Annotated in this window: 22 protein-coding genes; 11 read left to right on the top strand and 11 right to left on the bottom strand. The window is 62.2% G+C overall.

Features of this window, described 5'->3' with window-relative positions:
- Positions 1-116: 116 nt before the first annotated feature.
- Positions 117-2,609: a DUF1549 and DUF1553 domain-containing protein gene (locus SGJ19_03470; GenBank protein MDZ4779293.1), complete on the bottom strand. Its 2,493-nt coding sequence runs from the start codon at positions 2,607-2,609 to the stop codon at positions 117-119.
- 403 nt (positions 2,610-3,012) lie between these two features.
- On the opposite strand from SGJ19_03470, the gene SGJ19_03465 reads away from it, so the two are divergent.
- The 8 genes from SGJ19_03465 to SGJ19_03430 all read left to right on the top strand — a co-directional run bounded on the left by SGJ19_03465 (position 3,013) and on the right by SGJ19_03430 (position 13,133).
- Positions 3,013-4,239 carry a class I SAM-dependent rRNA methyltransferase gene (locus tag SGJ19_03465; GenBank protein MDZ4779292.1) on the top strand — a complete coding sequence of 409 codons (1,227 nt, stop codon included), beginning with the start codon at positions 3,013-3,015 and terminating at the stop codon, positions 4,237-4,239.
- A 348-nt stretch (positions 4,240-4,587) separates the two neighbouring features.
- Positions 4,588-5,010 carry a PilZ domain-containing protein gene (locus tag SGJ19_03460; protein MDZ4779291.1) on the top strand — a complete coding sequence of 141 codons (423 nt, stop codon included), beginning with the start codon at positions 4,588-4,590 and terminating at the stop codon, positions 5,008-5,010.
- Positions 5,011-5,038: 28 nt separating this feature from the next.
- Complete coding sequence (locus SGJ19_03455; protein ID MDZ4779290.1) at positions 5,039-6,913, top strand: HlyD family efflux transporter periplasmic adaptor subunit; 1,875 nt, start codon at positions 5,039-5,041, stop codon at positions 6,911-6,913.
- The gene (locus tag SGJ19_03450) at positions 6,910-9,045 is read left to right on the top strand and encodes a hypothetical protein (GenBank protein ID MDZ4779289.1); all 2,136 of its coding nucleotides are present in this window, start codon (positions 6,910-6,912) and stop codon (positions 9,043-9,045) included. Before SGJ19_03455 ends, SGJ19_03450 begins: the two co-directional genes overlap by 4 nt.
- Positions 9,046-9,332: 287 nt before the next feature.
- Complete coding sequence (locus SGJ19_03445) at positions 9,333-9,992, top strand: OmpH family outer membrane protein (protein ID MDZ4779288.1); 660 nt, start codon at positions 9,333-9,335, stop codon at positions 9,990-9,992.
- Positions 9,993-10,220: 228 nt separating this feature from the next.
- A complete protein-coding gene (gene lpxC, locus SGJ19_03440) occupies positions 10,221-11,093 on the top strand; it encodes a UDP-3-O-acyl-N-acetylglucosamine deacetylase (GenBank protein ID MDZ4779287.1) in 873 nt (290 codons plus the stop codon).
- A 112-nt stretch (positions 11,094-11,205) separates the two neighbouring features.
- Positions 11,206-12,012, top strand: coding sequence for an acyl-ACP--UDP-N-acetylglucosamine O-acyltransferase (gene lpxA / locus SGJ19_03435; GenBank protein ID MDZ4779286.1), 807 nt, complete (start codon positions 11,206-11,208; stop codon positions 12,010-12,012).
- Complete coding sequence (locus SGJ19_03430) at positions 12,009-13,133, top strand: Gfo/Idh/MocA family oxidoreductase (GenBank protein MDZ4779285.1); 1,125 nt, start codon at positions 12,009-12,011, stop codon at positions 13,131-13,133. Before lpxA ends, SGJ19_03430 begins: the two co-directional genes overlap by 4 nt.
- A gap of 209 nt (positions 13,134-13,342) precedes the next feature.
- Here SGJ19_03430 and SGJ19_03425 read toward each other — a convergent pair whose 3' ends face one another.
- From SGJ19_03425 to SGJ19_03415, 3 genes are read right to left on the bottom strand one after another with little or no spacing between them, the layout of a single operon-like run.
- Entirely contained in the window at positions 13,343-14,284 is a 942-nt protein-coding gene (locus SGJ19_03425; protein MDZ4779284.1) for an ABC transporter permease, read from the bottom strand.
- Between the two features lie 48 nt (positions 14,285-14,332).
- On the bottom strand, positions 14,333-14,620 hold the full coding sequence (locus SGJ19_03420) for an acylphosphatase (GenBank protein MDZ4779283.1): 288 nt from the start codon (positions 14,618-14,620) through the stop codon (positions 14,333-14,335).
- A 56-nt stretch (positions 14,621-14,676) separates the two neighbouring features.
- Positions 14,677-15,339, bottom strand: coding sequence for a TylF/MycF/NovP-related O-methyltransferase (locus tag SGJ19_03415; GenBank protein MDZ4779282.1), 663 nt, complete (start codon positions 15,337-15,339; stop codon positions 14,677-14,679).
- Positions 15,340-15,750: 411 nt separating this feature from the next.
- Here SGJ19_03415 and SGJ19_03410 point away from each other — a divergent pair, with 411 nt between their 5' ends.
- Together SGJ19_03410 and SGJ19_03405 are read left to right on the top strand one after the other, a co-directional pair.
- The gene (locus tag SGJ19_03410) at positions 15,751-16,680 is read left to right on the top strand and encodes a DUF1571 domain-containing protein (GenBank protein MDZ4779281.1); all 930 of its coding nucleotides are present in this window, start codon (positions 15,751-15,753) and stop codon (positions 16,678-16,680) included.
- Positions 16,681-17,021: 341 nt separating this feature from the next.
- The gene (locus tag SGJ19_03405) at positions 17,022-17,774 is read left to right on the top strand and encodes an alpha/beta hydrolase (protein MDZ4779280.1); all 753 of its coding nucleotides are present in this window, start codon (positions 17,022-17,024) and stop codon (positions 17,772-17,774) included.
- A gap of 81 nt (positions 17,775-17,855) precedes the next feature.
- On the opposite strand, the gene SGJ19_03400 is transcribed toward SGJ19_03405, so the two are convergent.
- Positions 17,856-19,082 carry an acyltransferase gene (locus SGJ19_03400; protein ID MDZ4779279.1) on the bottom strand — a complete coding sequence of 409 codons (1,227 nt, stop codon included), beginning with the start codon at positions 19,080-19,082 and terminating at the stop codon, positions 17,856-17,858.
- A 177-nt stretch (positions 19,083-19,259) separates the two neighbouring features.
- Positions 19,260-20,318 (bottom strand): hypothetical protein, encoded by a 1,059-nt coding sequence (locus SGJ19_03395; protein MDZ4779278.1) that lies wholly within the window; start codon positions 20,316-20,318, stop codon positions 19,260-19,262.
- 288 nt (positions 20,319-20,606) lie between these two features.
- On the opposite strand from SGJ19_03395, the gene SGJ19_03390 reads away from it, so the two are divergent.
- A complete protein-coding gene (locus tag SGJ19_03390; GenBank protein MDZ4779277.1) occupies positions 20,607-21,800 on the top strand; it encodes a thioredoxin family protein in 1,194 nt (397 codons plus the stop codon).
- An 18-nt stretch (positions 21,801-21,818) separates the two neighbouring features.
- Here SGJ19_03390 and SGJ19_03385 read toward each other — a convergent pair whose 3' ends face one another.
- The 5 genes from SGJ19_03385 to SGJ19_03365 form a co-directional block, all read right to left on the bottom strand.
- Entirely contained in the window at positions 21,819-22,175 is a 357-nt protein-coding gene (locus SGJ19_03385; protein ID MDZ4779276.1) for a VOC family protein, read from the bottom strand.
- A gap of 174 nt (positions 22,176-22,349) precedes the next feature.
- A complete protein-coding gene (locus tag SGJ19_03380; GenBank protein MDZ4779275.1) occupies positions 22,350-23,624 on the bottom strand; it encodes an aminotransferase class I/II-fold pyridoxal phosphate-dependent enzyme in 1,275 nt (424 codons plus the stop codon).
- 133 nt (positions 23,625-23,757) lie between these two features.
- Complete coding sequence (locus tag SGJ19_03375) at positions 23,758-24,603, bottom strand: Cof-type HAD-IIB family hydrolase (GenBank protein ID MDZ4779274.1); 846 nt, start codon at positions 24,601-24,603, stop codon at positions 23,758-23,760.
- Positions 24,604-24,789: 186 nt separating this feature from the next.
- Complete coding sequence (locus SGJ19_03370) at positions 24,790-24,987, bottom strand: hypothetical protein (GenBank protein ID MDZ4779273.1); 198 nt, start codon at positions 24,985-24,987, stop codon at positions 24,790-24,792.
- A gap of 195 nt (positions 24,988-25,182) precedes the next feature.
- Positions 25,183-25,623 (bottom strand): hypothetical protein, encoded by a 441-nt coding sequence (locus SGJ19_03365; protein ID MDZ4779272.1) that lies wholly within the window; start codon positions 25,621-25,623, stop codon positions 25,183-25,185.
- Positions 25,624-25,730: the final 107 nt, after the last annotated feature.

Below are 25,730 nucleotides of genomic sequence, written 5' to 3'. Positions count from 1 at the left end.
CTACCGCAAATCACCTCCAACCTCCGCCGCTTCGCATGCCAACCCCGAAAACTCTTACGCTTCCTAGGCATCATGAAAAACTGATTCGCCCTGCCCTCGCGCGGCGGCGTGAGCGCTTAGTGATTAAACAAGAACTCCTTCGTGTTCAACAGCGCCCAAAGCACGTCTTCGTAGGCTTGTTGCTTGTTCTCGGTTTTTTCGAGGTGCGCCACCGCCACTTGCAACTCCTCGGCGATCGGCTCCCGTGAATAGACCCACAGGTACAGCTCGCGCACTTTTTCTGTCGGCGTACGGGCCGCATCGGCCGCCAGTTTGGCCGCGCGGCCGTTGGCATCGGAGAGTTTGCCTTGCACTTCACTGGAGTTCAGTAAGTGTAGACTCTGCGCGAGGTTGGCTTCTTGCGAACGTTCGCACTCGCAGGCCGTGTCTGCTTCCGGCTTGCCGAACACTGCGAGGAAATAGGTGTTCGCGCCGCTGTCCGGCAGTTGAATCGCCTGCGTCCCGAGCGGCAGGCCGCCGAACTTGGTTTGCGTGCCGGTTGCCAGATCGATCGCGTCCAGCAGCGATTCCGCCGCTAGCCTGCGCGGATAGTATCGCGAGTAGTTCTGCTTGTCGTTGGCGTTGTACTCGTTCGGAATTGAACTGAGTTGATACGTCGAACTGCGGCAAATCGTCCGCACCAGGTCTTTCAAGTCGAACCCGCTGTCGATGAAATGTTTGGCGAGCGCGTCGAGCAATTCCGGATTCGACGCCGGGTTCGTCACTCGCATGTCGTCTTCGGGGTCGACCAGGCCACGGTTGAAGAAGTGCTTCCAATACCGGTTCACCAGCGCCGGTGCGAAGAAGCGATTGTCGCGGTCCGACATCCAGTCCACCAGGTAATGTCGGGGATCGTCCTCGGCCGCAATCGCTTCGGGCGGCACGTCCAATCCCGTGGCCGGAATTTTCTCCCCCGTCTTCGGATGATCGGCCGAGGCCACGCCGTAGCGATGATAAATCGTCGGTTCGTCGGGCGTCATGCCCTCTTTGCGTCCGACCCGCGAGAAAAAGGCGGCGAAGCCGTGGTAGTCGCGCTGGCTCCATTTCTCGAACGGATGGTGATGGCACTTTGCGCATTGAATCCGCAGCCCAAGGAACAACTGTGCGCTGTCTTCCACTTGCTGCTCGGCGGTCTTCACTTCGCGGTACCATGCCACCGGCGGATTCGTGCCGATCTCGCCCGACGCCGTGAGGATCGACCGGACGAACTCGTCGTACGGCATGTTGTCGAGCAGGGCTTGCCGAATCCATTCGTGAAACGCGTAGCTTCCGCGCATGGCACCGGGGCTGCGGCGCTTGTTGCGGAGAATGGAATTCCATTTGTTGGCGAAGAAATCGGCGTAGTTGGGATCGTCCAAGAACGTGTCCACCAACCGATCACGTTTGTCGGGCCGCGTGTCCGCGCTAAAGGCCAGCACCTCCTCAGGCGTCGGCGTCCGACCAGCAATGTCGAGCGCTGCGCGACGGATGAACGTCGCATCGTCGCAGACCGTGGACGGCGGCATGCCGAGCGCATGCAACTTGTTGAATACGAGATCGTCGACAAAATTGCGCACCGGCGGGACCGTCTCAACCGGCGCGCCGAGCGGAATCGTAGCGCGGAACACCGTTACCTGACCTTGATAACGGCACATCACCGCCACGTCGCCGGTGAGTTTCAGCGTCTTTACCAAGCCCGTCACGGTGACTTCGGACATCTCTGTATCGTTCGGCGTGAACTGCGTCATCCGCGTCACGTCCTCGACCGTTCCGTCGGAGTATTTCGCGAGCACGATCAACTGCTGTTCGGCGTCGCGCCCCAGCGAACGCGCCGGCGGCACGACTTCAATCGCCGTCACCTTGGGATCGCTGTCTTTCCCGTAAGGCATGCCTTGCGAAATCCAACGCCGCATCAGGCGATACTCGTGCGAATCGGCCTGCATCCGCTGCCCGCCGCCATGCGGCGAGGCGTTAATCGGTTTCGTCAACAACAAGCTGCGATCCGGTGCGGCCGGAAACACGCGGCGTCCGCGCGATTCCTTCACCAGGTGCTCGTAGTCTTCCGTCGGCTCGAAACCCAGCAACGAGAGCTTGAAGCCATTCTGCCCGCTGGCCTTGCCGTGGCAGCCGCCGCCGTTGCAGCCGAACTTGGTGAAAATCGGTACGATTTGATTCGGAAAGTTGATCGGCAAGTCGTTGGAGATTCCCTCAACCAACACCGAAAGCTTCGCCGCCGCGACGCCTTCCAACGACGCCAAGACCATCGCTTCCCCATCCGCCAACGGTGTCACCAATCCTGTCGGATCGATCGAAACCACGCCCGCCGGCTCCGCGAAAAACTGCACGCGCCGCGTCAGATCGCTCAAAGCGCCATCGCGGGCGACGCCGGTCACCAACAACTGCTGCCGCGCGTCGGCCCCCTTCAACTTGGCGACCTCGCCGTCCGGCAGCCCGGCGCTCACGTCGAGATGATCCCAGACCGGAGTCGATTCGGCCGAGCCGGGGGCATCTTGCGCCGCGGCAATGCCGGCGAACAAGCCGGCGATCAACAACGTCAAGGTCGACGAGACGATGGCATGACGACGAAGCATAGGTGTCCTTCCTGCGTCGTTGCTCGTGGCGGGAAACATTCGGCGGGAGCCGTCGTGGGCGCGTGGAGCGCCCGCGACCGGCCGGTAGCCGCATTATGATGCCTCACCGGGGCTTACATCAATAGGCGTTGATGTTTTTCTGGGCTATTTCCCGCTGCATCCGGCAGCGGGCCCCTGCGTTGAAGCATGCGATTGATTGACGGATCGGGTGCCACTGGCGGCTCGTCCGCCAGTGTTTAGAAGCGTCCACTCCAGCACTGGCGGACGAGCCGCCAGTGGCACCCCACATTCGGTCAAATGGCAAATGTCGCCGCCGGCCCTAGTGAATTCCCGGCCTGCCCGTGACAATGGTTGGACGCTGGCCATTCTTGGGCCGGCGGCATCGACCGATTTGGAGCGCAACTTGTCCACGACTTCCGCGACCGCTGAACCCGAGGTCGCCACGTATCCGCGCGTGCTGCTCAAGCCGCGCAAAGCGAACCCGTTCTACGCCCGGCATCCCTGGGTGCTCGATAGCGCGATCCATCGCATCGAAGGGGACCCGGCCGATGGCGCCGTCGTCGACCTGATCTCCGACAAAGGCAAATGGATCGCCCGCGGCGTGTTCAATCGGCGCAGTCGAATTCAGGTGCGCCTGTATTCTTGGCGCGCGGACGAAGCGCTCGACGAGACATTCTTCCGGCAACGGCTCGAACGCGCGATTCGTCTCCGCGCAGATCTGGGACTTGCCGACCCGCGCGGCGGGGCGCGCCTCGTTTACAGCGAAGCCGATGAGCTGAGCGGCTTGATCGTCGATCGTTACGGCGAACATTTGGTCATCTATGTCACGGCACTCGCGATCGCGCAGCGCGTGGAGATGATCGCGGGTCTGCTGGAAGAATTGCTCCACCCTGTGAGCATTCTCTTGCGCATCGATCCCACGCTGGCCAGCACTGAGGGCATCGAAGTCGCCGACGGCGTACTCCGCGGCGCTGCGCCCGAGGCGCCGGTGCTGATCAACGAATATGGCGTGCAGTTCACGGTGGATTTGACCACCGGCCAGAAGACCGGCTATTTTCTCGACCAGCGCGAGAATCGTCGCGTCGCCGCGGAATATCTGCGCGGGCGCCGCGTCCTCGATATGTTCTGCTACACCGGCGGCTTCGGTCTCGCCGCGGCCAAGCTCGGTGGCGCGACGGACGTGCTGGCCGTCGATTCCAGCCGCAAAGCCCTGGCCATGGCCGAAAGCAACGCCGCGCTGAACGGCCTCACGCAAATTCGCTTTCAAGTCGGCGAGGCCTTCACCGTGCTCGACGAGCTGGTGGCCGCCAAGGACAAATTCTCCGGCATCATCCTCGATCCGCCGAAATTCGCCCGGGGGCGCAAGTCGCTGGAGCAAGCGCTGCGCGCCTACCATCGCCTTAACCGTCAGGCGTTGGAATTGCTCGAACCGGGCGGCATCCTGGTCACGTGCAGTTGCTCCGGCCACGTTACGCCCGACGATTTTCTCTACATGTTGATCGGCGTCGCGCACAAGTCCGGCCGCAGTCTGCAATTCCTCGAACGCCGCGGGGCTGCTCCGGATCACCCCGTCAGCGCGGATTGCCTCGAAAACGAATACCTAAAATGCATCATCTGCCGCGTGAGTTGACGCCGCCGATCTAACACATTCGCGTTGGGCGCCTGGGGCAGGGGCAATGGAAAACGGCCCTATACGTCCACGCATCTGGGGCTTCGACACTTTGTATTGACGCGTGAAACGATGCCCCAGCGGATAGGTCAATGACGTCAAATCCGCTGCCCCAGCCCCAGGCACCCGCGCTTCATTTCTTGGCGTTCACGTAGGCGCGCTGGCCCACCGACGATCCGCTTGTAACGATTGCGCCGATCGCTCCTTTCATCTCCTCTCGCACGGATAATACCTCTCCCGTACGGCCTGTCGCAAGCCGTTTGCGCCCTATCCTTTTCCGGGATTCCGCGCCGCGACCGAGGCCAGTACATGTTCGCGAAAGAGCAGGATTGGGATTTGTTCGGCCAGAGCGAGCTGATTAGCGCGCTGGCCGAATTGGAGCAAAGCTCGCAAGAGAATGTTACGCGGCTCCGCGCACACGAGCGGTTGCAAATCCGCGTGCCCCTCAAGGTACAGCCCGGCAATGCGAGCGAACGCGGCCGGAACCCGCTCGATTGCGTCACCGCTGATATCTCCAACGGCGGTTGCATGGTGATCGGCCCGCGCCCGCTGCTGCCTGGCGACGTTTTTTGGTTGACCTTCGACGCCGAGCGACTCAACGTCGGTTCGCTGTTCGCGCGTTGCATGCGCTGCCGCATGATCAGCGAAGAGGCCTTCGAAATTGGCTTCCGCTTCTTCGCCGATGTGCAGATCGCCGGCGCGCTCGCCGAGGAAGTCGAACTCAAGGCCTAACCCAGGCCAGCCACCGCTCAGACATCCGATGTCCACCCCTGCGACTTCTCCCGCCGCTTCGACTGCCACGGCGTCCACCACGATGGACGTCTGCGCCGCGCTGCGCCACGCCGCCTCGACGGCGCGCGACGCCAACGAATTCCTCGCCCAAGTGATGCGCATTCTGGCCGAACGCTTCGAGGCCGCGTACGCACTTGCTCAACTCGAAACCGCCACGGGCGCACGCCGGCATGAACTCGCGCGTGCGCCGCAACAAGCCGACGAGTGGAAACGCCTCGCGGACGCGCTGTTGCTGGAAGCGCGCTATCACAACGTTGGAAAAGCTCGGCTCTCCGCCGCCGGCATTGGCGGCCAGGCGGCGCTCGCGGTGCCTTTGGCGCTACTGGAGCAAGAGCCCAACGGCGCCATTGCCTTGATCGTCCCCGATCTCGGCAAAGCGGTCATGCAAGCACGGCTAGGTGAGTTCAAAGCGCTCGCGGCTCTCTCGGGATCCCTCTACCAGCCCGCGCCGACGAAACCTGCGGCCGCCGCTTCGGGTGACGAAGCCCGGGCGTCGCAGTCGCTCACCAAAGCCGCCGCATACGACAATCTGCGGCATTTCGTGTTCGGCGTCGTCAACAGTTTGAAGAGCCGCACCGGCTGTGAGCAAGTCGCTCTCGGGCTCGTCCGCGGCGCGAACATTCGCATCGAGTGCATTTCCGGACTCGACGATGTGCTGCCGCGATCGCCCGGCGTTCGCGAAATGCAACAGGCCATGGAGGAATGCCTCGACGCGGGCGTTCCCGTCGGCTGGCAGCGCACGGGGCAGCCGTTCGAGACTGCCACGCCCACCGGCCAGCTGCTCCACAAGCAATGGCACCAGCACATCGGCGGCGCGACGGTCGCGTCGATTCCGCTCACGCACGAAGGCCAGGTCGTCGCCGTCGTGAGCTTTCGCGCCGATTCCCAAGAACAATTCTCGCGCGACTTGATCACGGATTGGGCCGGGTTGCTCGCGCCGATCGCGCCGGTGTTGCTCGTGCTCGCCCGCGCGGAGCGCGGCATCGCGCGACACGTCTCCGATCGCGCTCGCGAAGGCTGGCGGGCGCTTCGCACGGCGCCGCGCTTCAAACAGTGCCTGTATTTGGCGCTGCTGCCGGCGCTCGGCTGGTTGCTGTTCGGCAGCACGACGTACGTCGTTACGGTCCCTTGCGAGATCATTGCCGCCGAGGAACGACGCATCGCCGCGCCGTTCGAGGGAACCTTGCTGCGCGCCGCGGCACTGCCCGGCGAACGCGTCCGGGCTGGACAACTGCTCGCCGAGTTTGATACCCGCGACATCCTGTTGAAGCGTGACAAAGTGGCCGCGCAGTTGCGCGCCGCCGAATTGGAACTCACCGCCGCGCTGCAAGCACAAGACACCGTCGCCGCAGGCATGACCGGCGCGCAAGCCGAGATGCACCGCGCGGAGTTGGAGCTGCTCGATTACCAACTCGCCCGCGCCAAAATCGTCGCCCCCGCCGATGGCATCATCCTCGAAGGCGATCTGCGACGTCGCATCGGCGAGATCGTCCCGCTGGGCGAGCCGCTGTATTCGATCGCGGCGAACGACCGTTGCGCCATCGAACTGCATGCGCCGGAGCACGCCGCCGTCTTGCTGAAAGCCGGCCAGCCAGGCGTGTTTACGACGCTCTCGCAACCCGACGAGCAAGGCAGACTCAAGTTGCTCAATGTTGAGCCGCTCGCGCAAGTCGTCGATTCCCACAACGTATTTCGCGCCGAAGCCTCGATCGAGGCCTCGCCCGATTGGGTCCGTGTCGGCATGAGTGGCGTGGCGCGCGTCGAAACCGGCCGACGCCCCGTCTATTGGGCGCTGTTGCACCGCGCCATCGACACCGTGCGCTTGCAATGGTGGAAGCTATGAGCCAAGCGCCGGGGGCTCCCGTCAATTTCGCTGAACGTCTGGGAAAAGTCTGCGTCAGGCTCCGCCCGGAACTCGAAGTCAGCCGGCACGTTTTCCGAGGGCAGTCGGCCTACTTGCTCCGTGATCCCATCACGTTCCAAACGCATCATCTCAACGACACCGACTACCGCATCGTCTGCGAATTGACCGCTGATCGATTGCTCAGCAACGTCTTCGAGCGCCTCGTCGCTGGCGACATCCTGGCGAAAGACGACGAGGAAGGTTTTTACCGCTTCGTCGTGGGACTCAACCAGCGCGGACTGCTCAGCTTGCCGGTTTCCGACGGACAGCAGCTCTACGCCCGCTACGAGCGCCGCAAACAATTGGAACGCCAGGCCGGGCCGATGCGGTATCTGTTTTATCGCGTGCCGCTGTTGCGCCCGGACGATTTCCTGCAACGCACCGTCAACTGGTTTCGCCCGCTGTTCACGCGGACGGCCTTCATCATCTGGGTGCTCGGCTCCCTGGCCTCTTTCACCGTGCTCTGGCTTCGGTGGAGCGATTTCTGCAATCCCTTGGGCTCGATGCTCGCGCTTGGCAATTTGCCGATGCTTTGGAGCTTGCTCATTGGGCTCAAGGTCGCCCACGAATTCGGGCACGCCTACGCCTGCAAACATTACGGCGGCCGAGTTCCTGAGATGGGCGCGTACTTCGTGCTGCTCACGCCTTGCGCCTATGTCGACGCCTCGGCCGCTTGGGGCTTTCCGCGCCGGCTGGACCGCATCATCGTCTCGCTGGCCGGCATCTATGTGGAATCCTTCCTGGCGATGGCCGCGCTCGTAATCTGGTGTACGTCAGAACCCGGCTTCATCAACTCCGCCGCGCACTACGCGATGGTGCTCAGCACCGTGGTGACCGTCGGCTTCAATATCAACCCGCTGATGAAGTTCGACGGTTACTTCGTCCTCACCGACCTGCTCGAGATTCCCAATCTGGCGCAACAATCGAAGGCGGAAACCCACGGACTAGTACGCCATTGGGCGCTCGGCACGCCGTACGCGTCGCCCCATCGTCGCGGCGTCCGCTACGGCCTGATCGCCTACGGCATCGCCTCGAGCGCCTACAAAGTCCTGATCACCTTGGGCATCTGCACGATGCTCGCGCTCACGGTGCCCGTGGCCGGCGTTGGTTTTGCGATGTTCTACGCCTTGGGGGCGATCCGCGACAGCTTCCGACAAATCCGCGACTTCCTCAAAAACGCCGCCGTCGGGCCGGCGCAGCGCAAACGCGTGTGGGCTGTCGTCGGCGGCTTGGGTTTCGTCGCTCCGGCGTTGTTCCTGCTCACTCCCATTCCGCTCGCGCGCCAGGCGGTCGGCATCGTCGCGCGCGAGGACGATCAAGTCCTTCACGCCGAGGCCGATGGCTTTGTGCGCGAGCTTTCGGTGCACGAAGGCGACAAGGTCGCACCGGGCAGTACGTTGGCCGTGCTGGAAAACGCCGACCTCACCGCGTTGCGGCGCATCCGGCAGGCGGAAGTCGAACGGATTCGCTGCGAATTGCGCGGCGCATTACAGACCGATCACGCCGCCGCCGCCGAAGCCGCTGCGCGTCTCGCACAGGCGGAACGCGAGCTCGCCGAAGCGCAGCGCCAACTGGATGCGCTCGTCATCCGCACTGTCGAGGGCGGCGAAGTTACCAACGTGGCCCGCCTGGAAGACGCCGGACGCTTTATCCACATGGGCGAACCCATCGCCGAAGTCGCCCGCGGCGCCTGGGTTGTCCGCGCTTTGCTGAATGCCGACGGTTACCTCGCCGCACAGCCCGTCGCCGGCCAGCCGGTGCAGGCGATTCTAAGAGGCGCCGCCGACGAGACCCTGCACGGCCGTATTCTTCGCGTCGCCGCGGCGGGGGATCGCCGCGTCGACGACGTTGCCCTCACGCACCTGGGCGGCGGCGAAATCGCCGTGCAAAGCGCAACCATGGAAGCGGTCGAGCCGTTCTATGTGGTGACGATCGCGCTCGATCCCTCCGATTTCGACCTCCGCCACGGCCTGACGGCGCAGGTCAAGTTTCCGCCCCGTACCGACGCGCTCGGCATGCGCATCTACCGGGGCGCCTTGCGCTTCCTCAACCGTCTCCGCGCTGCGGTCTAATCGCGGGGAAAGTCGTCCCTTCACGCCAATTTCCAAGCACGTGAATTCACATTAAACCTCGGCATCGAATGCCCTTTCGTGCCTTTCGTGTCTTTCGTGGTTCCCCTTCCCTCCGCCCCTGTTCGACTGAGTTTTCTATCCCCTCGGGCCGCTTCGACTTGCCACTTTTCCGGACTGGCCTTTACCCCGCGGCCGATTCTCGGCAGAATATCGCCCCGAAATGTCCCATTGGACGGGACGTCGTCAGGGTCAGGTACGACCCAGCCGAAACCGCAAGGAGTGCGAACGTGAAGCAACTCGTTTCTGCCGTCGTTTTGGCGGCGCTCATGGCGGCGAGTCCCGCCCTGACGGCCCAGGCGCAACAACCCGCCGCAGCGCGTCCGACCGTCGCGATTATCGACTTGAGCTACATCTTCAAGAACTACTCGAAGTTCAACGAGATGACGGCCAACATCAAGCGCCAGGTCGAAGGCGCCGATGCCCAACTGAAGGGCAAACAGGAAGAGCTGAAAAAGGTCGCCCAGCAAGTCGAAGGCCTGCCGCTTGGCTCGCCGGAGCGCAATCAGCTCGAAGAACAGGCCACGAAGATGCAGGCCGACATCCAGGTGGAAGTCGCCACGCAACGCAAGGACTTCCTCCGTCAGGAAGCGGCGATCTACTACAACATCTATCAAGAAGTGCAGGACGCTATCAAATCGTACTGCGAGCGGAACGGCATCCTGTTGGTCATGCGCTTTAACGGCGACCAGCCCGACGCGAACAATCCGCAGGAAGTGATGCAGGATCTGAACAAGGCGGTCGTGTACTACAACCGTTCGATCGACATCACTTTCCCCATCAAGGAAATGCTGGAAGCCAACCGGCCGCAAGCCGGCGCGCGTCCGGCCGCGACACAACCGGGCGTCCGTCCGCAGACAGCGCGGCCGACGGCTCCGCGCACCAAGTAACCTGTCGCGCGCTCACTTCGCGTCCCAGCGCCGCGGCGGCGCAAGCTCGCCGCCACGGCCTGGACGCGATTCGGGCGCACGCAACGCCGGCATTGCAATTCCAACGCCTCGAAACCAACCTCCTGCTGAAATACATCCATGCGGTTTGAGGATCTGAACTTCACCCGGGGCCGCCACGGGTCGCCTCCGACGGGAAAACCTGTCCGGGGCAAAAGCGCCTTTCATCTGATGCCTCCGCGCAACCAACAAACCTTGACGCACCCTGCGCTCGTCACCGGCGCCGGCTATTGGTCCGGGCGCGACGTGCGCGTGGAATTACATCCCGCGCCGATCGACGCCGGCGTCACGTTCATTCGCACCGACCTGGCGAAATCTGCGCGCATTCCAGCGCATGTTTCCCATCGCATCGAAACGCCGCGCCGCACGGTGCTGAAGCATCAAGGCGCGACGGTCGAAATGGTCGAGCACGTCATGGCCGCACTCGCCGCGTTGCGGGTCGACAATTGCGAGATCCGCGTCGATCAACCGGAACTTCCCGGCTGCGACGGCTCCAGCCTGGCGTATGTCGAAGCCATCGACGGCGCCGGCATTGCCAAGCAAGCCGCCGCGAAGGCGCAGCTTGTCGTGCGCGAAGTCGTGCGCGTCGGCGATGACAACGCCTGGATCGAAGCCAGCCCGCCGTCGCATCAAGGGCTCTCGTTTAAGTACCACCTCGACTACGGCCAGGACAACGCCATCGGGCGGCAAACGCTGTCGCTCGATGTCACGCCCGACGTATTTCGCCAGGAGCTGGCGAGCAGCCGGACGTTCTTACTGAAATCGGAAGCCGATTGGCTCCGCTCGCAGGGACTCGCTTCGAAGGCCACGGTCAAAGACCTGCTGATCTTCGGTGACGAAGGCCCGATCGACAACGAGCTGCGCTTTCCGGACGAATGCGTCCGCCACAAGGCGCTCGACCTGATCGGCGACCTGGCCCTCGGCGGTTACGACCTCGTCGGCCACTTTGTCGCCCACAAGACCGGCCACCGCCTCAACGCCGAGTTACTGCGCGTCCTCCTCCAAGAAGGAGAAGTCGTCGGCCACCGCCGGCGCACTGCCTGAACCAAGTCACAACGTCATAAAAACGTAGACAACGAAGAAGCCGAAACGCCAGAACCGCTCTCAGGATGAGAGCCCGAAACGCTAAATTCGCATGGATGCGGAGGTCTCGAGCATGGCTGCCTTCATCTCGCCGCAAGCGGTCGTTGATCCCGCCGCGGAGATTGCCGACGACGTCCACATCGGTCCCTTCTGCGTCGTCGGACCCAAGGTCCGCATCGGGCGCGGCACGCGACTCGAAAACAGCGTCACTCTGATGGGCGACGTCACGCTCGGCGAAGAAAACCATCTGTTCCCCTACGTGGTGATCGGCGCCCATCCGCAGGACATTTCCTACCGCGGCACCGACACCCGCGTGTTGATCGGCGACGGCAACATGATCCGTGAAGGCGTGACGATCAATCGCGCCACGGAAAAAGAGGACGGCGTCACCCGGGTCGGCAGCGATAACTACCTGATGGCCGGCTCGCACATCGCCCACGATTGCCAGCTCGGCAGCCACATTAAGATGGCCAACGGGGCGATGCTCGGCGGCCACGTCCACATTCACGACTACGCCACCCTCTCCGGCGCCGTCGGCGTCCATCATTTCGCCACGATCGGTGCGTACAGCTTCGTCAGCGGCCAAAGCCGCATCCTGCATGACGTGCCTCCCTACATGTTGGTCGACGGCGCACCGGCCCGCCCGCGGTGTGTGAACGTCGTCGCGCTGAAGCGCGCCGAATTCTCGGACGATGCGATTCGCGCGTTGTCCGAAGCGCATCGCCTGATGTATCGCGCCAAGGTCGGCTTGCACCATGTGCGCGAACTGCTCACCGGCGGCCACTTGCTCCATCCGGCCGTCCTACAACTCATGAACTTTCTCGAACAACAGCAGCAAGGCCGACACGGCCGGGCTCGCGAACGGAGGCGTGCGGCGTGAACGAGGTTCGTATCGCGGTCATTGGCGTCGGCCACTTGGGGCGTATTCACGCCAAGCTCTTGGCCGGAGTGCCCGGCGCGCGGCTGGTCGCCGTCGTCGATCCCTCGGAAGCCAACCGGACGCAAGCCGCGGCGGAAACCGGCGCGGAGCCATTCGCGGATTTCCGTTCCGTCATCGGGCGCATTGATGCAGCCGTAATTGCCACGCCCACGCGTTACCACCATGCGGTCGCCGCCGAGCTGCTGGGCGCCGGCATTCACGTCCTCGTCGAAAAGCCACTCGCGCCGACGGCCGCGGAATGCGCCGAGCTTGTCGAACTCGCCGATCGTCACGGCGCGATCCTGCAAGTCGGCCACGTCGAGCGCTTCAATCCCGCCTGGGAACACGCCCTCGTCCGCGCCGGCGAACCGAAATTCATCACCGCCAATCGTACGAGCGGCTACTCGTTCCGCTCGACCGATATCGGCGCAGTGCTGGATCTGATGATCCACGACATCGATCTGGCCCTCTGGCTCACCAAGTCGCGGGTGGTCCACGTCGAAGCCCTCGGCATTGCTCTGTTCGGCCGCGAGGAAGACGCCGCGCACGCTCGGCTCGTCTTCGAAAACGGCTGCGTCGCGGTGTTGAGCGCCTGTCGCGCCAGCTATTCCGCGGCGCGCACATTCCAATTCTGGTCGCGCCGCTCGCAGGTCAGCGTCGACCTCGGGCAACGGATCACGGAAATCATCCGCCCCAGCGAAGCCATTTTGCGGCGAGAATTGAACCTCGCCACGTTGCGGCCGGATCAAATCGGCACGGCCAAAGAGAGCCTGCTCGCCGAACACCTGCCGCGGACCACGCATACGGCCCCGGCCGGCAATCCGCTGCAAGACGAGCTCAAGGAGTTCGTGCGGTGCGTGCAAACTGGCGCGGAACCGAGTGTCTCTGGCGCTGCCGGATTGGCTGCCGTGGAAGTGGCCGAACGGATCCTCGACAAAATCGCCGAACACGCCTGGGACGGCCAGCCCGCCGGCCTCGTTGGCGCCACAGCCGTCGCCTCGCCAGCTGTGTTACCAGGCCCGCACTGGCGGCTCAAAACGTCGCTCGACACCGTCAAGTTCGAACGCCGCGACGCCGGCTAAAACGGATTAACCGCGAAAGACGCCAAAGTTCGCGAAAAGTCGGCGAATGTTTGTCCACGGAATACGCGGAAGAACACGGAAAAGAATTGCGCGATCTAGTCCGCACCGATCCTCGTCTTCTTTCCGTGAGCTTCCGTGTTTTCCGTGGACACGAGCCCCTGCTATTTCGCGATTTTTTCGCGCCTTTCGCGGTTCAATTTCCTGCAAGTTTACGCCAGGTCGCGGTCTTCGAACATGATCAGGGCCGCCAGCACGGCGATTGTGCTGTAGATGGCGCAATAGCCGAACGCCCAGAGCACATACAGCCAGGGCACGGGTTTTCCGGCGGCGATTGCCGACTGGATGTTGAAGTGGTCGAGCACCGGAAAGATCGTCGCCAGGAACGTGCCCATGAACTGCACGATCTGATTTTCGCCCACGGCGCTGGATTGCATCAGCACCGGTGTTAAGTGCCCTACCAGGTAGATCATCAAACAGATGATCAGGTTCGGCAGCACCGGCAGTCGCGTGGAGATCGCCACGCTGATCCCGGTGAATACGATCGCCTCGAACAGCCCCAGGATCAGCCCCGGCGAGGTGTGTACGACCTCTTCCATGCACTGCGACCATTCCGGCACCGGATGCGACGTCTCGCGCGCGTCGTAGACCACCTTGTACGAAATCGTGGCCAGGAAGATCGTCCCCAGCAGGATGAACAACATCGCCACCGGAAACACGATTCCCAAGAACTTGCCGATGATGAACTGCCGGCGTCCCACCGGCTTGGACAAGAGCGTCAGCGCGGTGCGACCTTCAATTTCATCCGCCACGGAGATGCTGGCGTTCCACACCGCCACGAACACCGCGGCCAGCAGAATCACCGTCAACCCGGAATCCTTGACGATCTTGATATCCTCGCCGAACGTGTTGTAAGGCAAGAAGGGGAACAGCAGCAACATTACCGAGGCGATCATCGCCACGACGAAAAAAATCGGTTGTGCGAGCGCTTCTTTGCTCGCCGCCTGCGCGATGGCCGCGGTCTTGTGCGAGATCGCCACGACGAGGAAATAGAGCGCGAACAGCGCGATCACCGCCCCGATGGCGGTCGCGCCCACGATTGCCAAAGGCGTCAGCCAAGGCGTGATGTCCGCCAACAACAGTCCGTTTGCCACGTCGATACTCCGCCGTTGCCGCCCCTGAATCAGAAAAGCCCGCTCGCGCTAATGGCGAATGGTGAATCCGGTGAATGCGCCGCTGGCCGGCAGGCGATCCACCAACGTCTCGCGGATGTGCCCGTCAAAGGCCCGTTGAATCTCGCCCAGAAATGAGCGCAATTCTTCCGCCTGTCCTTCTACGGTCATCCGCACGCTTCCGTCCGGAAGATTTTCCACCGTGCCCGAGACTTCAAAGCCCCGGGCGATCCCCACGGTCGAGTACCGGAACCCGACCCCCTGCACATGCCCTACAAACCGCACATCCCAATGCTCGCAGGCCATGCGCAAACTCATCGCCAATTTTGGGGAAGCTTCGAGTATATCCACGCCCCCAACAGCCCGCCAGCCGCTCAAGCTTCCTTCACCACATAAGCCGGCGTCGCGCCGAACGACAACCTGCGAATCTCCGCTTGGCCGCCGAAGTATTCGTCCACCGCCCGCGTTTCTCCGGGAAATACGCCGTAATCGTCGAGCAGGAGGATGCCGCCCGGCGCGATCCGCGGATAAAGCTGCTCCAAAATCACCTGCGCCGGTTCATAGAGGTCGGTATCTAGATTCAGCAGCGAGATCGTCAGCTCCGGATACTTGGCCAGATACTCCGGCACGGTCCGCGTGATGTCGCCCGCGACGAGCTCGACATCTTCGCCGCAGCCTTTCCGGGCCAACACCTGGCGCAGTTGGTCCGTGGAAATACTCTCGCCGCCGGCCGCTGAGATAAACCGCTCGCGTAGCGCTTGATCCGGCTCGTGCGCCGTCGTGGGGAACGGCCCGAAGGAATCGAACCCTACGATCGGCCGCTCCGCCGCGCGGTCAAACAATCGCCGAAACATGGCGAACCGCGCCAATGACGCCCCTTTGAACACCCCGCACTCGACAATCGCCCCCGGCGCCGCCATCGCCAGCCGGAACAGCTCGTAGTGCGCCAACAGCTTCCCCAACCGCGACGGATCGGAGGTCAAATAGAAGCCATTCTCAAAATCCCAGGCCCGCTCAAAATCAGGCAGTTCAATCATGGACAGATCACGACGTAAATGAAAAACCCAGCACCAATCAGCGTTCCTCGATCGGTTCACGCCGCAAGCGCAGCGCAACTTGCCTCACCGCGCCAGCTCCCGCCCGACATAAACTCTCGCCAATGGGTCCACCCGTTACAGGCGGCGCGGGAGAGAATTTCGTCTCGCACGCCGGGCGATATGACGTAATAATTCCACCATGCTAGCAGGATCGACACGGACCAGCACAGTCTCGTGGCCAGGCGCGCCGCTCCCCGCAGGCGGTGTTCCGGTTGGGCGACTTGCCCACAATTCCGCCCAGCTGGCTGGCGACCCAGTCACGACGCTTCGCAGTACAAATTACCGCACGACGGCCCGCCGCCCACTCGCAAACGACGGCCCTGAATGCGCCACCCAAGAGGAGGGGTGCCCATGAGTTTACGGATGAACTTTCGCCGCTGGGCCTGTACGGCCTTAGCCCTCGCGCTGGCCGCGCAAGCTGGCCATTCGATTGCTCAACAGCCCCGTGAAGGCCTGCGCGAGCCGGTCTACCGGGTGGCGCAACAACAGGCTGCCGCCGATACGGCCGTGGCCGTGGCCGCGGTCGGCTCGCCGGCCTCGCGCAAGCTTTCCACCAAGGACCTGGCTGACGCCGCCCCTGGCGAGCACCCGCTGCTGCCGGCCGTCCGCTGGGCGAAGCATGGCCTGGAAGACGTCCGCGCGAAACAGGACTACTCCTGCGATTTCGTCAAGCGCGAACGCATCGACGGCGAATTGGGCGAAGCGCAATATGTCTTCATGAAAGTCCGCCACGAGCCGTTCAGCGTGTACCTGCGCTTCAAAGGCCCCGATTCGATGAAGGGTCAGGAAGTCATCTACGTTCGCGACAAAAACAACGGCGAACTGCTGGCGCACCCGACCGGCATCAAGAAGCGCCTTGTTGGCACGGTCTCGTTGAAGCCGAATAGCATGCTGGCCATGTCCGGCAACCGCTATCCGATCACGGAGATCGGCATCCTGCACCTCGTCGAACGCCTGATTGAAGTCGGCGAGCACGACATGCAATACGGCGAGTGCGAAGTCGAGCTTTACCGCGAAGCCAAGATCAACGAGCGCAGCGCCACTTGCATCCAGGTGCATCACCCGGTCGCGCGGCGGAACTTCCTGTTCCACCTGGCCCGGATTTATGTCGACGACGAGCTCAACGTCCCGGTCCGCTACGAGGCCTACGAATGGCCCAAGGCCAACGACCCGGAAGGCGAGCCGGTCCTGCTCGAGGAATACACCTACTACAACATCAAGTTCGACAACAACTTCACCGACCTGGACTTCGATCAGAAGAACCCGGAATACGATTTTTAGTCGGAGCGGAGCTCACTGTCGCAAACCAAATCGGCCCTCACGTCGTACCAGCGGCGTGGGGGTTTTTTGTTAACAGTTTGAAGTTTTCGGGGGAGTTTGAAGTTTTCAGTGTTCAGTTTTCAGTGGGAGAAAAGCGCCGTTGTGGCCGGTCTCCCGACCGTGCCACTGGTTCCAGGACAAGTTGAGCCATCAGAGCATCCACCATTGCCTCCCAAGCCGTGCGTCCAGGAGACTGAAAACTGAACACTGAAAACTTCAAACTCACGCTCCACCGCTTATCTCGAATCAGCCTGCGTCTTTCCTTTCTCGCTTTCCTCGCTTGGCTCGGACTCGTCACCGCGATGTGGAGTTTCGAAAACTATCTCGTTTTCCGGCCTTCGGCCTATGCCGCCGCAGATCCGCGCTGGCAGCCCCGCGATTTGGTTTACGAGGACGTGGAAATCCCATCATCCGACGATGTGACGCTACACGGCTGGTTCGCGCCTGTCGATTCGCCCCGCGCCACACTCTTGTTGCTCCACGGCAACGGCGGCAACATCCGCGGGTTGGCGGACGAATTGCGCATTTTGCAACAGCGCCTCGGCGTGGCGGCGCTCGCCATCGACTATCGCGGCTATGGCAAGAGCACCGGTTCACCCAGTGAAGCCGGCATCCTCGCCGATGCCCGGGCAGCGCGGAAATGGCTCGCCGAGCGCAGCGGGCAGCGCGAACCGGACATCGTCCTCTGGGGATTCTCGATGGGGGGCGGCGTCGCGGTCGATCTCGCCGCTGAGGACGGCGCCCGCGGCTTGGTCCTGCAAAGCACGTTTACTTCGCTCCCCGACGCTGCCGCTGAGCATTACCCCTGGCTGCCCGTTCGCTGGCTGATGCGCAATCGCCTCGACTCGGCGAGCAAAATCGCTCGCTATCGAGGTCCGCTCCTGCAAAGCCACGGCGACGCCGACGAGGTCGTCCCCTGCCACCTCGGCCAACAACTCCACGCCCTGGCGAACAGCCCCAAGCGCTTCCTGGAAATCCCCGGCGGGGACCATAATGATCTGCCGGAGGAGTTGTTTTACGCGGCGCTAGATGAGTTCATTGCAGGGTTGGAATGAGTGAGTTTGAAGTTTTCACGGGAAGTTTGAAGTGTTCAGTGTTCAGTGGGGCGATCAAAGGCTCACTGAAAACTGAAAACTTCAAACTCCGACTTTTGCTCGCCTTGGAAGTGCCGCCCCGTACGAATCTTTGATCACAAGAAACGGCTTCTCCACCGCGAAGTGCAGGGCCATGGCTGCCAGCATCGAGACCACCGCGAACACCGGGAAATAGATTAGGAACTGCAGGCCGCGCGGTAGGTTGTCGAAGCCTGGTAATGTCCGCACTGCGGACAGCGTGACGCCGATGAAGCACATGTGGACGAGGTACAGGCTGTACGAGAGTTTCGACAGCACCAACATCGCGCGCGATCCGAGCAGCGGCCGCTCGCGTTTGGGTTCCAAGACCAGCCCCAGCAGCACTGCGCCGAAGCCCCAGGCCAGTAGACTGAACAACAGCGTGCTGCTGAACCCGTTGATCTCGTTCAACAACGGCTTGAATCCAATCAGCGCGGCGACCAGAGCCGTTCCCGCCAGCAACAACCGGCGCGGAGTCTCCGGACGATTTAGCCAGCCGAACGCCTGGCGATCGCGCACCAGAAATGCGCACAGCGAGCCCACCAGCAGCGAATCCAACGCCAAGTGAAACGGGCTGCGCATCGTCCAGAAGCAATCTTCGTAGCCCTCGAACGCACCGTGCCGCGCGTAGGTCAACGCCCGCAGCCCCAGCGGAACCAGCGTCATGAGCGCGATCAGCGCCGCCCGCCGCGCCGGCGATTTCATTCTCGCCACAGGGACAATCAACAGCGGAATCGAAAGATAGAACTTCTCTTCCACGCCCAGCGACCAGAAGGCCACGACGATCCGGCTCGGCACATAGTCCTGCAAAAACAGCAGGTGAACCCAAAGCTGCTCGCGCACTACGCTGGCCGGCACGCGATAAAATGGCAACAGACCGCCCGCCACGACGAATAGCCAGGCATAGTACGCGGGCACGATTCGCAAAATGCGTTTGACGAGATAGTCGCGCAATTCGCCGAAGCGAAACTCCGCGCTCCAGCGTTTCAGGATATGGTGCGAGACCAGAAACCCGCTCAGCACAAAAAAGAGATCGACGCCCGCCCAGCCATTCACCATTGGCGTCATCAAATCCCAGCCAAACCCGCCAATCGCCGCCTCGCGCGAATCATAAAACGGCCGCACACCATGCCGGAACAACACCAGCAAGATCGCGATTCCGCGCAAGCCATCGAGCGCCGCGATGCTCCCAGGGACAGCTTCGAAGCTGAAGTATTGCCGGCACGAGAAAGTTGAAGCAACGCGTGACATATTGGACATCTGCCACGATGGGTCGGCCAAACTCTGGAATTGGAGACCTTCGGTCGGGCCCGTGGCACGGTCGGGAGACCGTGCCACAACAGAGACCGTGCCACAACACGGATATTGGCCCCTCTATCTCCTCTCACCTCCGTGCCCTCCGTGGTGAAAGTTTGCAGCCGCCCTGCTCTAGCCGACCGCCGGCTGCGGCGATTTTTTCCGCGATTTCCAAATCATCCCATCCACCACGTAGTGATGAAAATTGATCACCATGAACGCGAACAGCGTCACTGGCGCCGCCAAGGTCGAGCTGATCGGGTTCGTCACCGTGCTCAGCGCGGCGTAGGCCAACGTGGAAATTCCCAAACAGACCGCAAAGTACGTGATCATCTTCCCGTTCTGGCTGATCGTCGACAGCAACGGGCACGCCGGGTCATAGCCCTGCTTGAACCGATTGTTGTTGAACCACCACACCAACAGGATGTACTGCAAGTTGTGCCAGACGTTCAGCACCAGCCAACCCGTGGTGATATCGTCGATCAACACGTAGCCGGTCAAGAACACTGCGTGATGCGAAATCATGTACACCGTATGCGCGAGCGCCAACCGCCCTTGCCACAGCGCGATCAGCACCGTCACGACCCAGGCCACTAACGCCCCGATCGCCATCGCGCCGATAAATGTCGTCACCGGCATCCCGATCGGCAGGTACAGAACGTCCATCCCGAGGAACTTCGGCGCGGCCTGCTCGGACCGGTGCAGAATGCCGTAGAGCGGCAGCAAGTACAGCGACCACTTGGCGATCGAATCGTCGATCTTCGCCGCGGGGTCGGCCTTGCGGCGATAGATTCGCTCGATCCCGTAACTCTGCCGCGTGTAGTGGAACCATTGCCAATACAGATACGTCGTGGCCAGCACCCATTCGCCGCACGTCACCACGGCCACCAAGGTCACCGCCAGGACGATCAGCGGCAGTTGCAGCACCAGGAACTTATGCTGTTGAAAACTTGCTTTGTCGAACGCCAGCCGCGTAAAGGTCGAGACGACGTGGTGGTAGCCTAGCAACCACAGGTCGAGCATCAGCATCCAACCGAACATCCCCGGGTTCCAGAGGCCGACGACGCCGGTCAGGACGGCAACCGCCGCCCCCGTCACGATGAAATTCGCGTCAAACAGCGGACTCCGCAGCCAGCCGGGGCTGAGCGTGGAGATCGCGGACCAGGAGCGTGTCGTGGCGACGGTGGACATTGCAATCCGCTTGGAAATCAGGGAGTTACGCCGTTTTCGTCAACGGCCAGGAGCGCGGTGTCGAAACCCTAGGTCGATAGCAGGAACGAGGCAAACTTCTTGCTCCCCAGCCCTGCCCTCGTGACCGAATCCCCCTGGGCGGCATCGAAAATGGCGTCGGGGCAATCAGGCCGCGCATCACGGTTGCCGGTGCACGGCACGCAACTTGCCCCTATAATCCCCACAACCGGACCGCCCACCGCCAGGGCGCTCCCGCCTTGGCTCGCAAATCACTTGGAGAGTTCTGATATGACGTTGTTTCGCGGCCTCGTCGGGGCCTTGCTGTTGGGAACGGTCGCCTCGGTTCTGGCCTGTTCGAGGGCCGTCGCGCAGGACGAAGGTTGGACGGCCAACATGGCCTCCGCCATGGAACAGGCGAAGTCGGAAAACAAGGACTTGCTGATCGACTTCACGGGCTCGGACTGGTGTGAATTCTGCATCGTGCTCAAGGACGAAGTCTTCAGCCAGACGTCGTTCCAACAGGAGGCGCCGAAGCATTTCGTCCTGGTGGAGTTGGATTTCCCTAACGACACTTCGCAACTGAGCGAAGCGACGCAAAAGCAAAACAACACGTGGCGCGAGAAATTCGAAGTCACGGGATTCCCGTCGATCTATCTCACCGACGCCACGGGTCGCCCCTACGCGGTGACCGGCTATGAGAAGGGGGGCGCGGACAAATACCTGGCTCATCTGGAAGGACTGCGCAAGATTCGCGAGCAACGGGATGCCGGGCTCGACGCCGCGGCCAAGACAACGGGCATCGAGCGCGCCAAGCATCTCGACGCGGCGCTCACGGCCGTCGGCGATGAATTGACGGTAAAATTCTATCTGCCCGAACTCGAAGAAATCCTGACGCTCGACGGCGCGAATGAAGCCGGCCTGAAGCAGAAGTACACGCAATGGCTGAACAATGCCAAATTTGACAAAGCCTTCTTCGTCTTGAAGCAGGAGTTCTCCCCGCAAAGCGCGCCCCAGGCGATCAAACTGTTGGACGAAATGCTCGCCAAGTTCACGCCCGATGCCAAGCGGGCGCTGGAAGCCAAGCTGTTCCGCGCCGATATCTACGGCGCGATGGGCCGCATGGACGAGATGCTGGCGCTCATCGATGAGCTCTTGCCCGAAGAGAGCTTCGAACCGGCCCAGCGCGTGAATCTCGGCCTGGTGAAGGTGAGCCTGCTCCGCAAGGCCGGCAAGAACGACGAAGCCATCGCCTTCTTCGACGAAGTCATCTCCCTCGCCGGCGACGACAACTTCCTCAAAGCCCAGGTGATCTACTTCAAAGGCCGCGTCCTCTCGCTCACCGGCAAGAACGAGGAAGCGCTGAAGCTCTACGACGAAGCCATCGCCACTTCGGACGACAAGACCTTCAAGGCCGAAGTCGAAAAAGCCAAGCTCCAACTCAAGCTCGCCCCGGGCAGAATCTCCGCCGGCAAGAGCGAATAGCGGCCGCGGCGATTGCCGTTAGCTCAGCACTTCGATCGTGAACTCGCCCGGCGCTTGAAAGTAGAACGTCCACGACCCATGCTGCTTCGATGGCGGCGGCACGTCGAATCCGTCCGCTTTGAGTTGGGCGTTGATCTCGTTGACGCGCGCTTCTGATTCCTGGATGAAGCCGATGTGAAAGGTCACCGGATACTTCACCGCGGTTTCCTTGCCGAGCTTCATGTTCGTGAGCGACAACACCATCCCGTTTTCGTCAGTCAGAAACGAAATCGAGTCATTCGGCTTTCCCATCGAAGCGAGGCCGAAATACTTGATCAGGAAATCATGCGTCGCGATGGGATCAATGACCGTGAGGTTGAGATGATTGAGCTTCATCGCCAAGGGCTCTTTACAGAATCTGGAACCTCGACTGCAACGAGGTACGTGCTTCGTTTGGTCGCGTGTCGCCCCAATGGGGCTAAAAACCTCTTCTGGCAACGTTTTCCAGGGGTTGCCACCCCTGGCTACTGTCGGTCGCCCCTTAGGGGCTAGAGATCGCCGCGACGCGGCCTACACCGAAGGCGCCGCCAGGGCGTTATCCGCTTCGGCATCGGAAACCTGCCCCAGGCATCGTCCAATCTGGCGCACCGCTTGGCGCAAACGATTCTCGTTCTCCACCATCGCGAGCCGCAAGTATCCTTCCCCCGCCTGGCCGAATCCCGAGCCCGGGCTGACCGCCACGTTGGCCTCTTCCAGCAACTTCATCGCGAACCCCATCGTGTCCATCTTGGCCAGGTAGACCTTCGGCACTTTGGCCCAAACGAACATGCCCGCGCGCGGCTCGGTGATGTCCCAGCCCAGGCGGCGTAGGCCCTGCACCAATACGTCGCGGCGGCTTTGATAGATCTTCGCCTGCGCCTCGACCGCGGCGTCGGTATGTCGCAGCGCCATGATCGCGGCGATCTGGATCGGCTTGAACATGCCGTAGTCGTAGTAGGCCTTGGTCGTGGCCAGCGCGCGGATCATCTCGCTGTTGCCGCAACAGAAGCCGACGCGCCAGCCGGCCATGTTGTAGCCCTTGCTCATCGTCGTCAACTCGACGCCGACGTCCTTCGCGCCCGGGGCCGCCAGAAAACTCGGCGGCACGTAGCCGTCGAAGCCGAGATCGGCGTAGGCCGAATCGCTGATCACCATGAAGCCGTAACGCCGCGAGAGCTTCACCAACTCCAGCCAGAAGTCCGGCTCGATCGTGACCGCCGACGGGTTGTGCGGAAAGTTCGCCACGACCACCTTCGGTTTCGGATACACGTGTTCGCAGGCGTCGGCGATGTTCGCCAGATACTGCTTTGGATCCGCGATCTCGAGCGGCATCACGTTCCCGCCGGCCAACACCACCGCATAGACATGCGCCGGATACGATGGCGCGGGCACGATCGCCGTATCGCCCGGACCGATCAGCGCCAAAATTAAATGGCTGAACGCGTCCTTTGAGCCCATGCTGACGAGGGTTTCCGTCTCCGGATCGAGCCGCGCGCCATACTTCTTGAAGTACTTGGCGGCGATCTCCCGGCGCAGATTGAGGATCCCCGTCGCGTGCGTATACCCGTGGTTGTCCGGGTCGCGGGCCGCTTCGGCCAGCTTCTCGATCACCAGCTCCTGCGGCGGATCCGAGGGGTTTCCCATCCCCAAATCGATCACGTCGATTCCCGAACGCCGCTTCTGGTACAAGAGTCCGTTGATCCGCGCAAACAGGTACGGCGGCAACCGGTGGACCCGGTCCGCAACTTTGATCGCAAACGGCTTAGTCTGATCGATGGGACGCTCGTTTTCAGGCTCGGAACTCATAACACCACGACAAGTTCAAGAGACGTTGGACCTACTCCAGAATACCCCGTCGACAAGGTGAAGAAAACGCCACCCTAGGTTCGCGCCCGTAGCATTCGGCCACGCAATCACTGAAAACCGAACACTGAAAACTTCAAACTCCCCCTAAAACCCATTCCACCACCCGCACCAACCCGTCCTCGTCATGCCCCGGGGCGATCCGGTCCGCCGCGGCCTGCACTTCCGGCAATGCGTTTCCCATCGCGACGCCCAAACCCGCCCCTTCGATCATCGGTAGATCGTTGACGTCGTCCCCAACCGCGCAAATCTCCTCTGCGGCAATGCCCCACTCGTCCGCAAGCTTTAACACCCCGGACCACTTCGTCACCCCGTGCGGGGCAATCTCGCACATAAACCCCAGATACTTCGGGCTGCGCAGCACGTGCGTATAGAGTTCCCCCGGCAGCTCGCTCGTGAACCGCTCATGCAGCGCCAGCATCTCGTCGCGGGCGCCAATGCAACAGCCCGCGAAAATGCCCGCCGGCGGGGCGCTCATTAGCTCCGGCCAGAGCCGATGACAGTTCACATTGCGCGAAAAGAAATCCCGCGCCAACGGGTGCTCGACCTCGGTCGACGCGCAGTAGTAGTCGAAGCCATCGGCGAACGTGTCGCCGTACAAGAGCGCCGAATACCCCGCGCGATCGGCAATCCCTAACAGCCGCGTCAATAAATCGCCGTCGAACCGCGCGCGATACAACGTCTGGTGATCGCTGGCCCGTTTGATCAGCGCCCCGCTGGCCGTCACGACTGGGGCTTCGATCCCCAATGGCGCCACCAAAGGCAACGCCCTGCTGTATCGCCGCCCCGTCGCCAGGACGATGCGAATCCCTGCCGCGCTCGCTTCGAGCAACGCCTCGCGCGTCCGCTCCGTCAGCTCATTCCGGCTGTTGACCAACGTCCCGTCAATATCCAACGCCAACAACCGGTAATTCAAAGCCATGCAAAACTTTCTCACACCAACCCGAAGCGCCAGCGAGGGGGAGAAGACGCAGCCATGCCCCTAGATATTGCGCTGAAGCTAAGCCGCAATTCTAACGCTTGCCAACCAACCTCGCGCGCCCCCGCGCAAACAAACGGCCCCGGCGACCAAGTGATCGCCGGGGCCTGAATTCACGTCCTCAAACAACTACTTGGCGCAGCAAGCGCAGCCGCAGTCGTCACACGAGCAGCCGCCGGAGCAGCAGTCGCAGTGGGTGCAATCGCAGCTCGCGCCGCAGCAGCAACCGCCGTCACAGCAACCGGCCGTCTTGCTCGCGCCGGCTTGCGCGCCGCCAAAACCGCTCAACGCCAACGAGGCCAACGCCACCGAAAACAACTTCAACATGATCGAGCTCCTTGTCAGGCGCCACGCGTCAGGCCAACGGCCCGCATCGCGTGATCGCCCTGGTGATGATTGAGTGCCAATAGTGCGCAGCCAAGCGGGCAGAGAAAGCCGGCCCGGCCGACGAACGAGAACAACGGTCTCAACAGAACTCGCGACGCCGCCCGCTAGAGCGGTTCTTGGCGCACGAGGAGACCATTAGATCCGCAGCACCCTCAACTCGATCACGAGGTTGCGAATCGGAATATCAGCAGCCCAAGCCGTCTGCAACTTGGCGTCGGACAATCCCGGATGCAGGTGGTCGCAGCCTGTCATCCAGCCAGCCGCCAAAGGCGGATCGACCTGGACGGCAGGGCCGCCAGGGACCGTCGGTGAATCCACCTGCACGGTGCATTCGCAGCCGCCGGTGGAACTGCCTTGATGGTGCTGCTGGGGCGAGCAAGCGCAGTCCGCTCCGTGCAGATCGCAACAGCAAGACTCCGCAGCAATCTCCGCGTCCGCCGCACAACAACCGGCCGGGCTATCCGTGGCCGCGCAGACACAGGCGCACGCCATCGCGGGCGAACTTAGCGCCAGCCCCGGCAGCAGCAGCCAAACAGCCGCCCGCACCAACCACGAGGATGTTCCGGTATACAACATCTGCGATTCACCTTACGGCGCAATTCTTCTCACCCGAACCTACTACGTCAAGTTGGAACCGCCGGTTCGCGGATTTCCAACAAAAGATTTCGTTGGTCGATCCAGCC

Source organism: Planctomycetia bacterium (genome assembly GCA_034440135.1).
In the GTDB taxonomy this organism is placed as follows: Bacteria; Planctomycetota; Planctomycetia; order Pirellulales; family JALHLM01; genus JALHLM01.
The sequence above is the reverse complement of the archived record's forward strand: the minus strand, read 5'-3'. Positions and strand labels throughout refer to the sequence as shown.

Bases quoted from the DNA above. Each gene is read 5' to 3' on its own strand.
- lpxA (MDZ4779286.1), top strand. From the start codon at position 11,206: ATGGCTGCCTTCATCTCGCCGCAAGCGGTCGTTGATCCCGCCGCGGAG.
- SGJ19_03470 (MDZ4779293.1), bottom strand. From the start codon at position 2,609: ATGCTTCGTCGTCATGCCATCGTCTCGTCGACCTTGACGTTGTTGATC.
- SGJ19_03375 (MDZ4779274.1), bottom strand. From the start codon at position 24,603: ATGGCTTTGAATTACCGGTTGTTGGCGTTGGATATTGACGGGACGTTG.
- SGJ19_03365 (MDZ4779272.1), bottom strand. From the start codon at position 25,623: ATGTTGTATACCGGAACATCCTCGTGGTTGGTGCGGGCGGCTGTTTGG.
- SGJ19_03450 (MDZ4779289.1), top strand. From the start codon at position 6,910: ATGAGCCAAGCGCCGGGGGCTCCCGTCAATTTCGCTGAACGTCTGGGA.
- SGJ19_03420 (MDZ4779283.1), bottom strand. From the start codon at position 14,620: ATGAGTTTGCGCATGGCCTGCGAGCATTGGGATGTGCGGTTTGTAGGG.
- SGJ19_03395 (MDZ4779278.1), bottom strand. From the start codon at position 20,318: ATGTCCACCGTCGCCACGACACGCTCCTGGTCCGCGATCTCCACGCTC.
- SGJ19_03460 (MDZ4779291.1), top strand. From the start codon at position 4,588: ATGTTCGCGAAAGAGCAGGATTGGGATTTGTTCGGCCAGAGCGAGCTG.
- SGJ19_03400 (MDZ4779279.1), bottom strand. From the start codon at position 19,082: ATGTCACGCGTTGCTTCAACTTTCTCGTGCCGGCAATACTTCAGCTTC.
- SGJ19_03380 (MDZ4779275.1), bottom strand. From the start codon at position 23,624: ATGAGTTCCGAGCCTGAAAACGAGCGTCCCATCGATCAGACTAAGCCG.
- SGJ19_03370 (MDZ4779273.1), bottom strand. From the start codon at position 24,987: ATGTTGAAGTTGTTTTCGGTGGCGTTGGCCTCGTTGGCGTTGAGCGGT.
- SGJ19_03455 (MDZ4779290.1), top strand. From the start codon at position 5,039: ATGTCCACCCCTGCGACTTCTCCCGCCGCTTCGACTGCCACGGCGTCC.
- lpxC (MDZ4779287.1), top strand. From the start codon at position 10,221: ATGCCTCCGCGCAACCAACAAACCTTGACGCACCCTGCGCTCGTCACC.
- SGJ19_03405 (MDZ4779280.1), top strand. From the start codon at position 17,022: ATGTGGAGTTTCGAAAACTATCTCGTTTTCCGGCCTTCGGCCTATGCC.
- SGJ19_03410 (MDZ4779281.1), top strand. From the start codon at position 15,751: ATGAGTTTACGGATGAACTTTCGCCGCTGGGCCTGTACGGCCTTAGCC.
- SGJ19_03415 (MDZ4779282.1), bottom strand. From the start codon at position 15,339: ATGATTGAACTGCCTGATTTTGAGCGGGCCTGGGATTTTGAGAATGGC.
- SGJ19_03385 (MDZ4779276.1), bottom strand. From the start codon at position 22,175: ATGAAGCTCAATCATCTCAACCTCACGGTCATTGATCCCATCGCGACG.
- SGJ19_03390 (MDZ4779277.1), top strand. From the start codon at position 20,607: ATGACGTTGTTTCGCGGCCTCGTCGGGGCCTTGCTGTTGGGAACGGTC.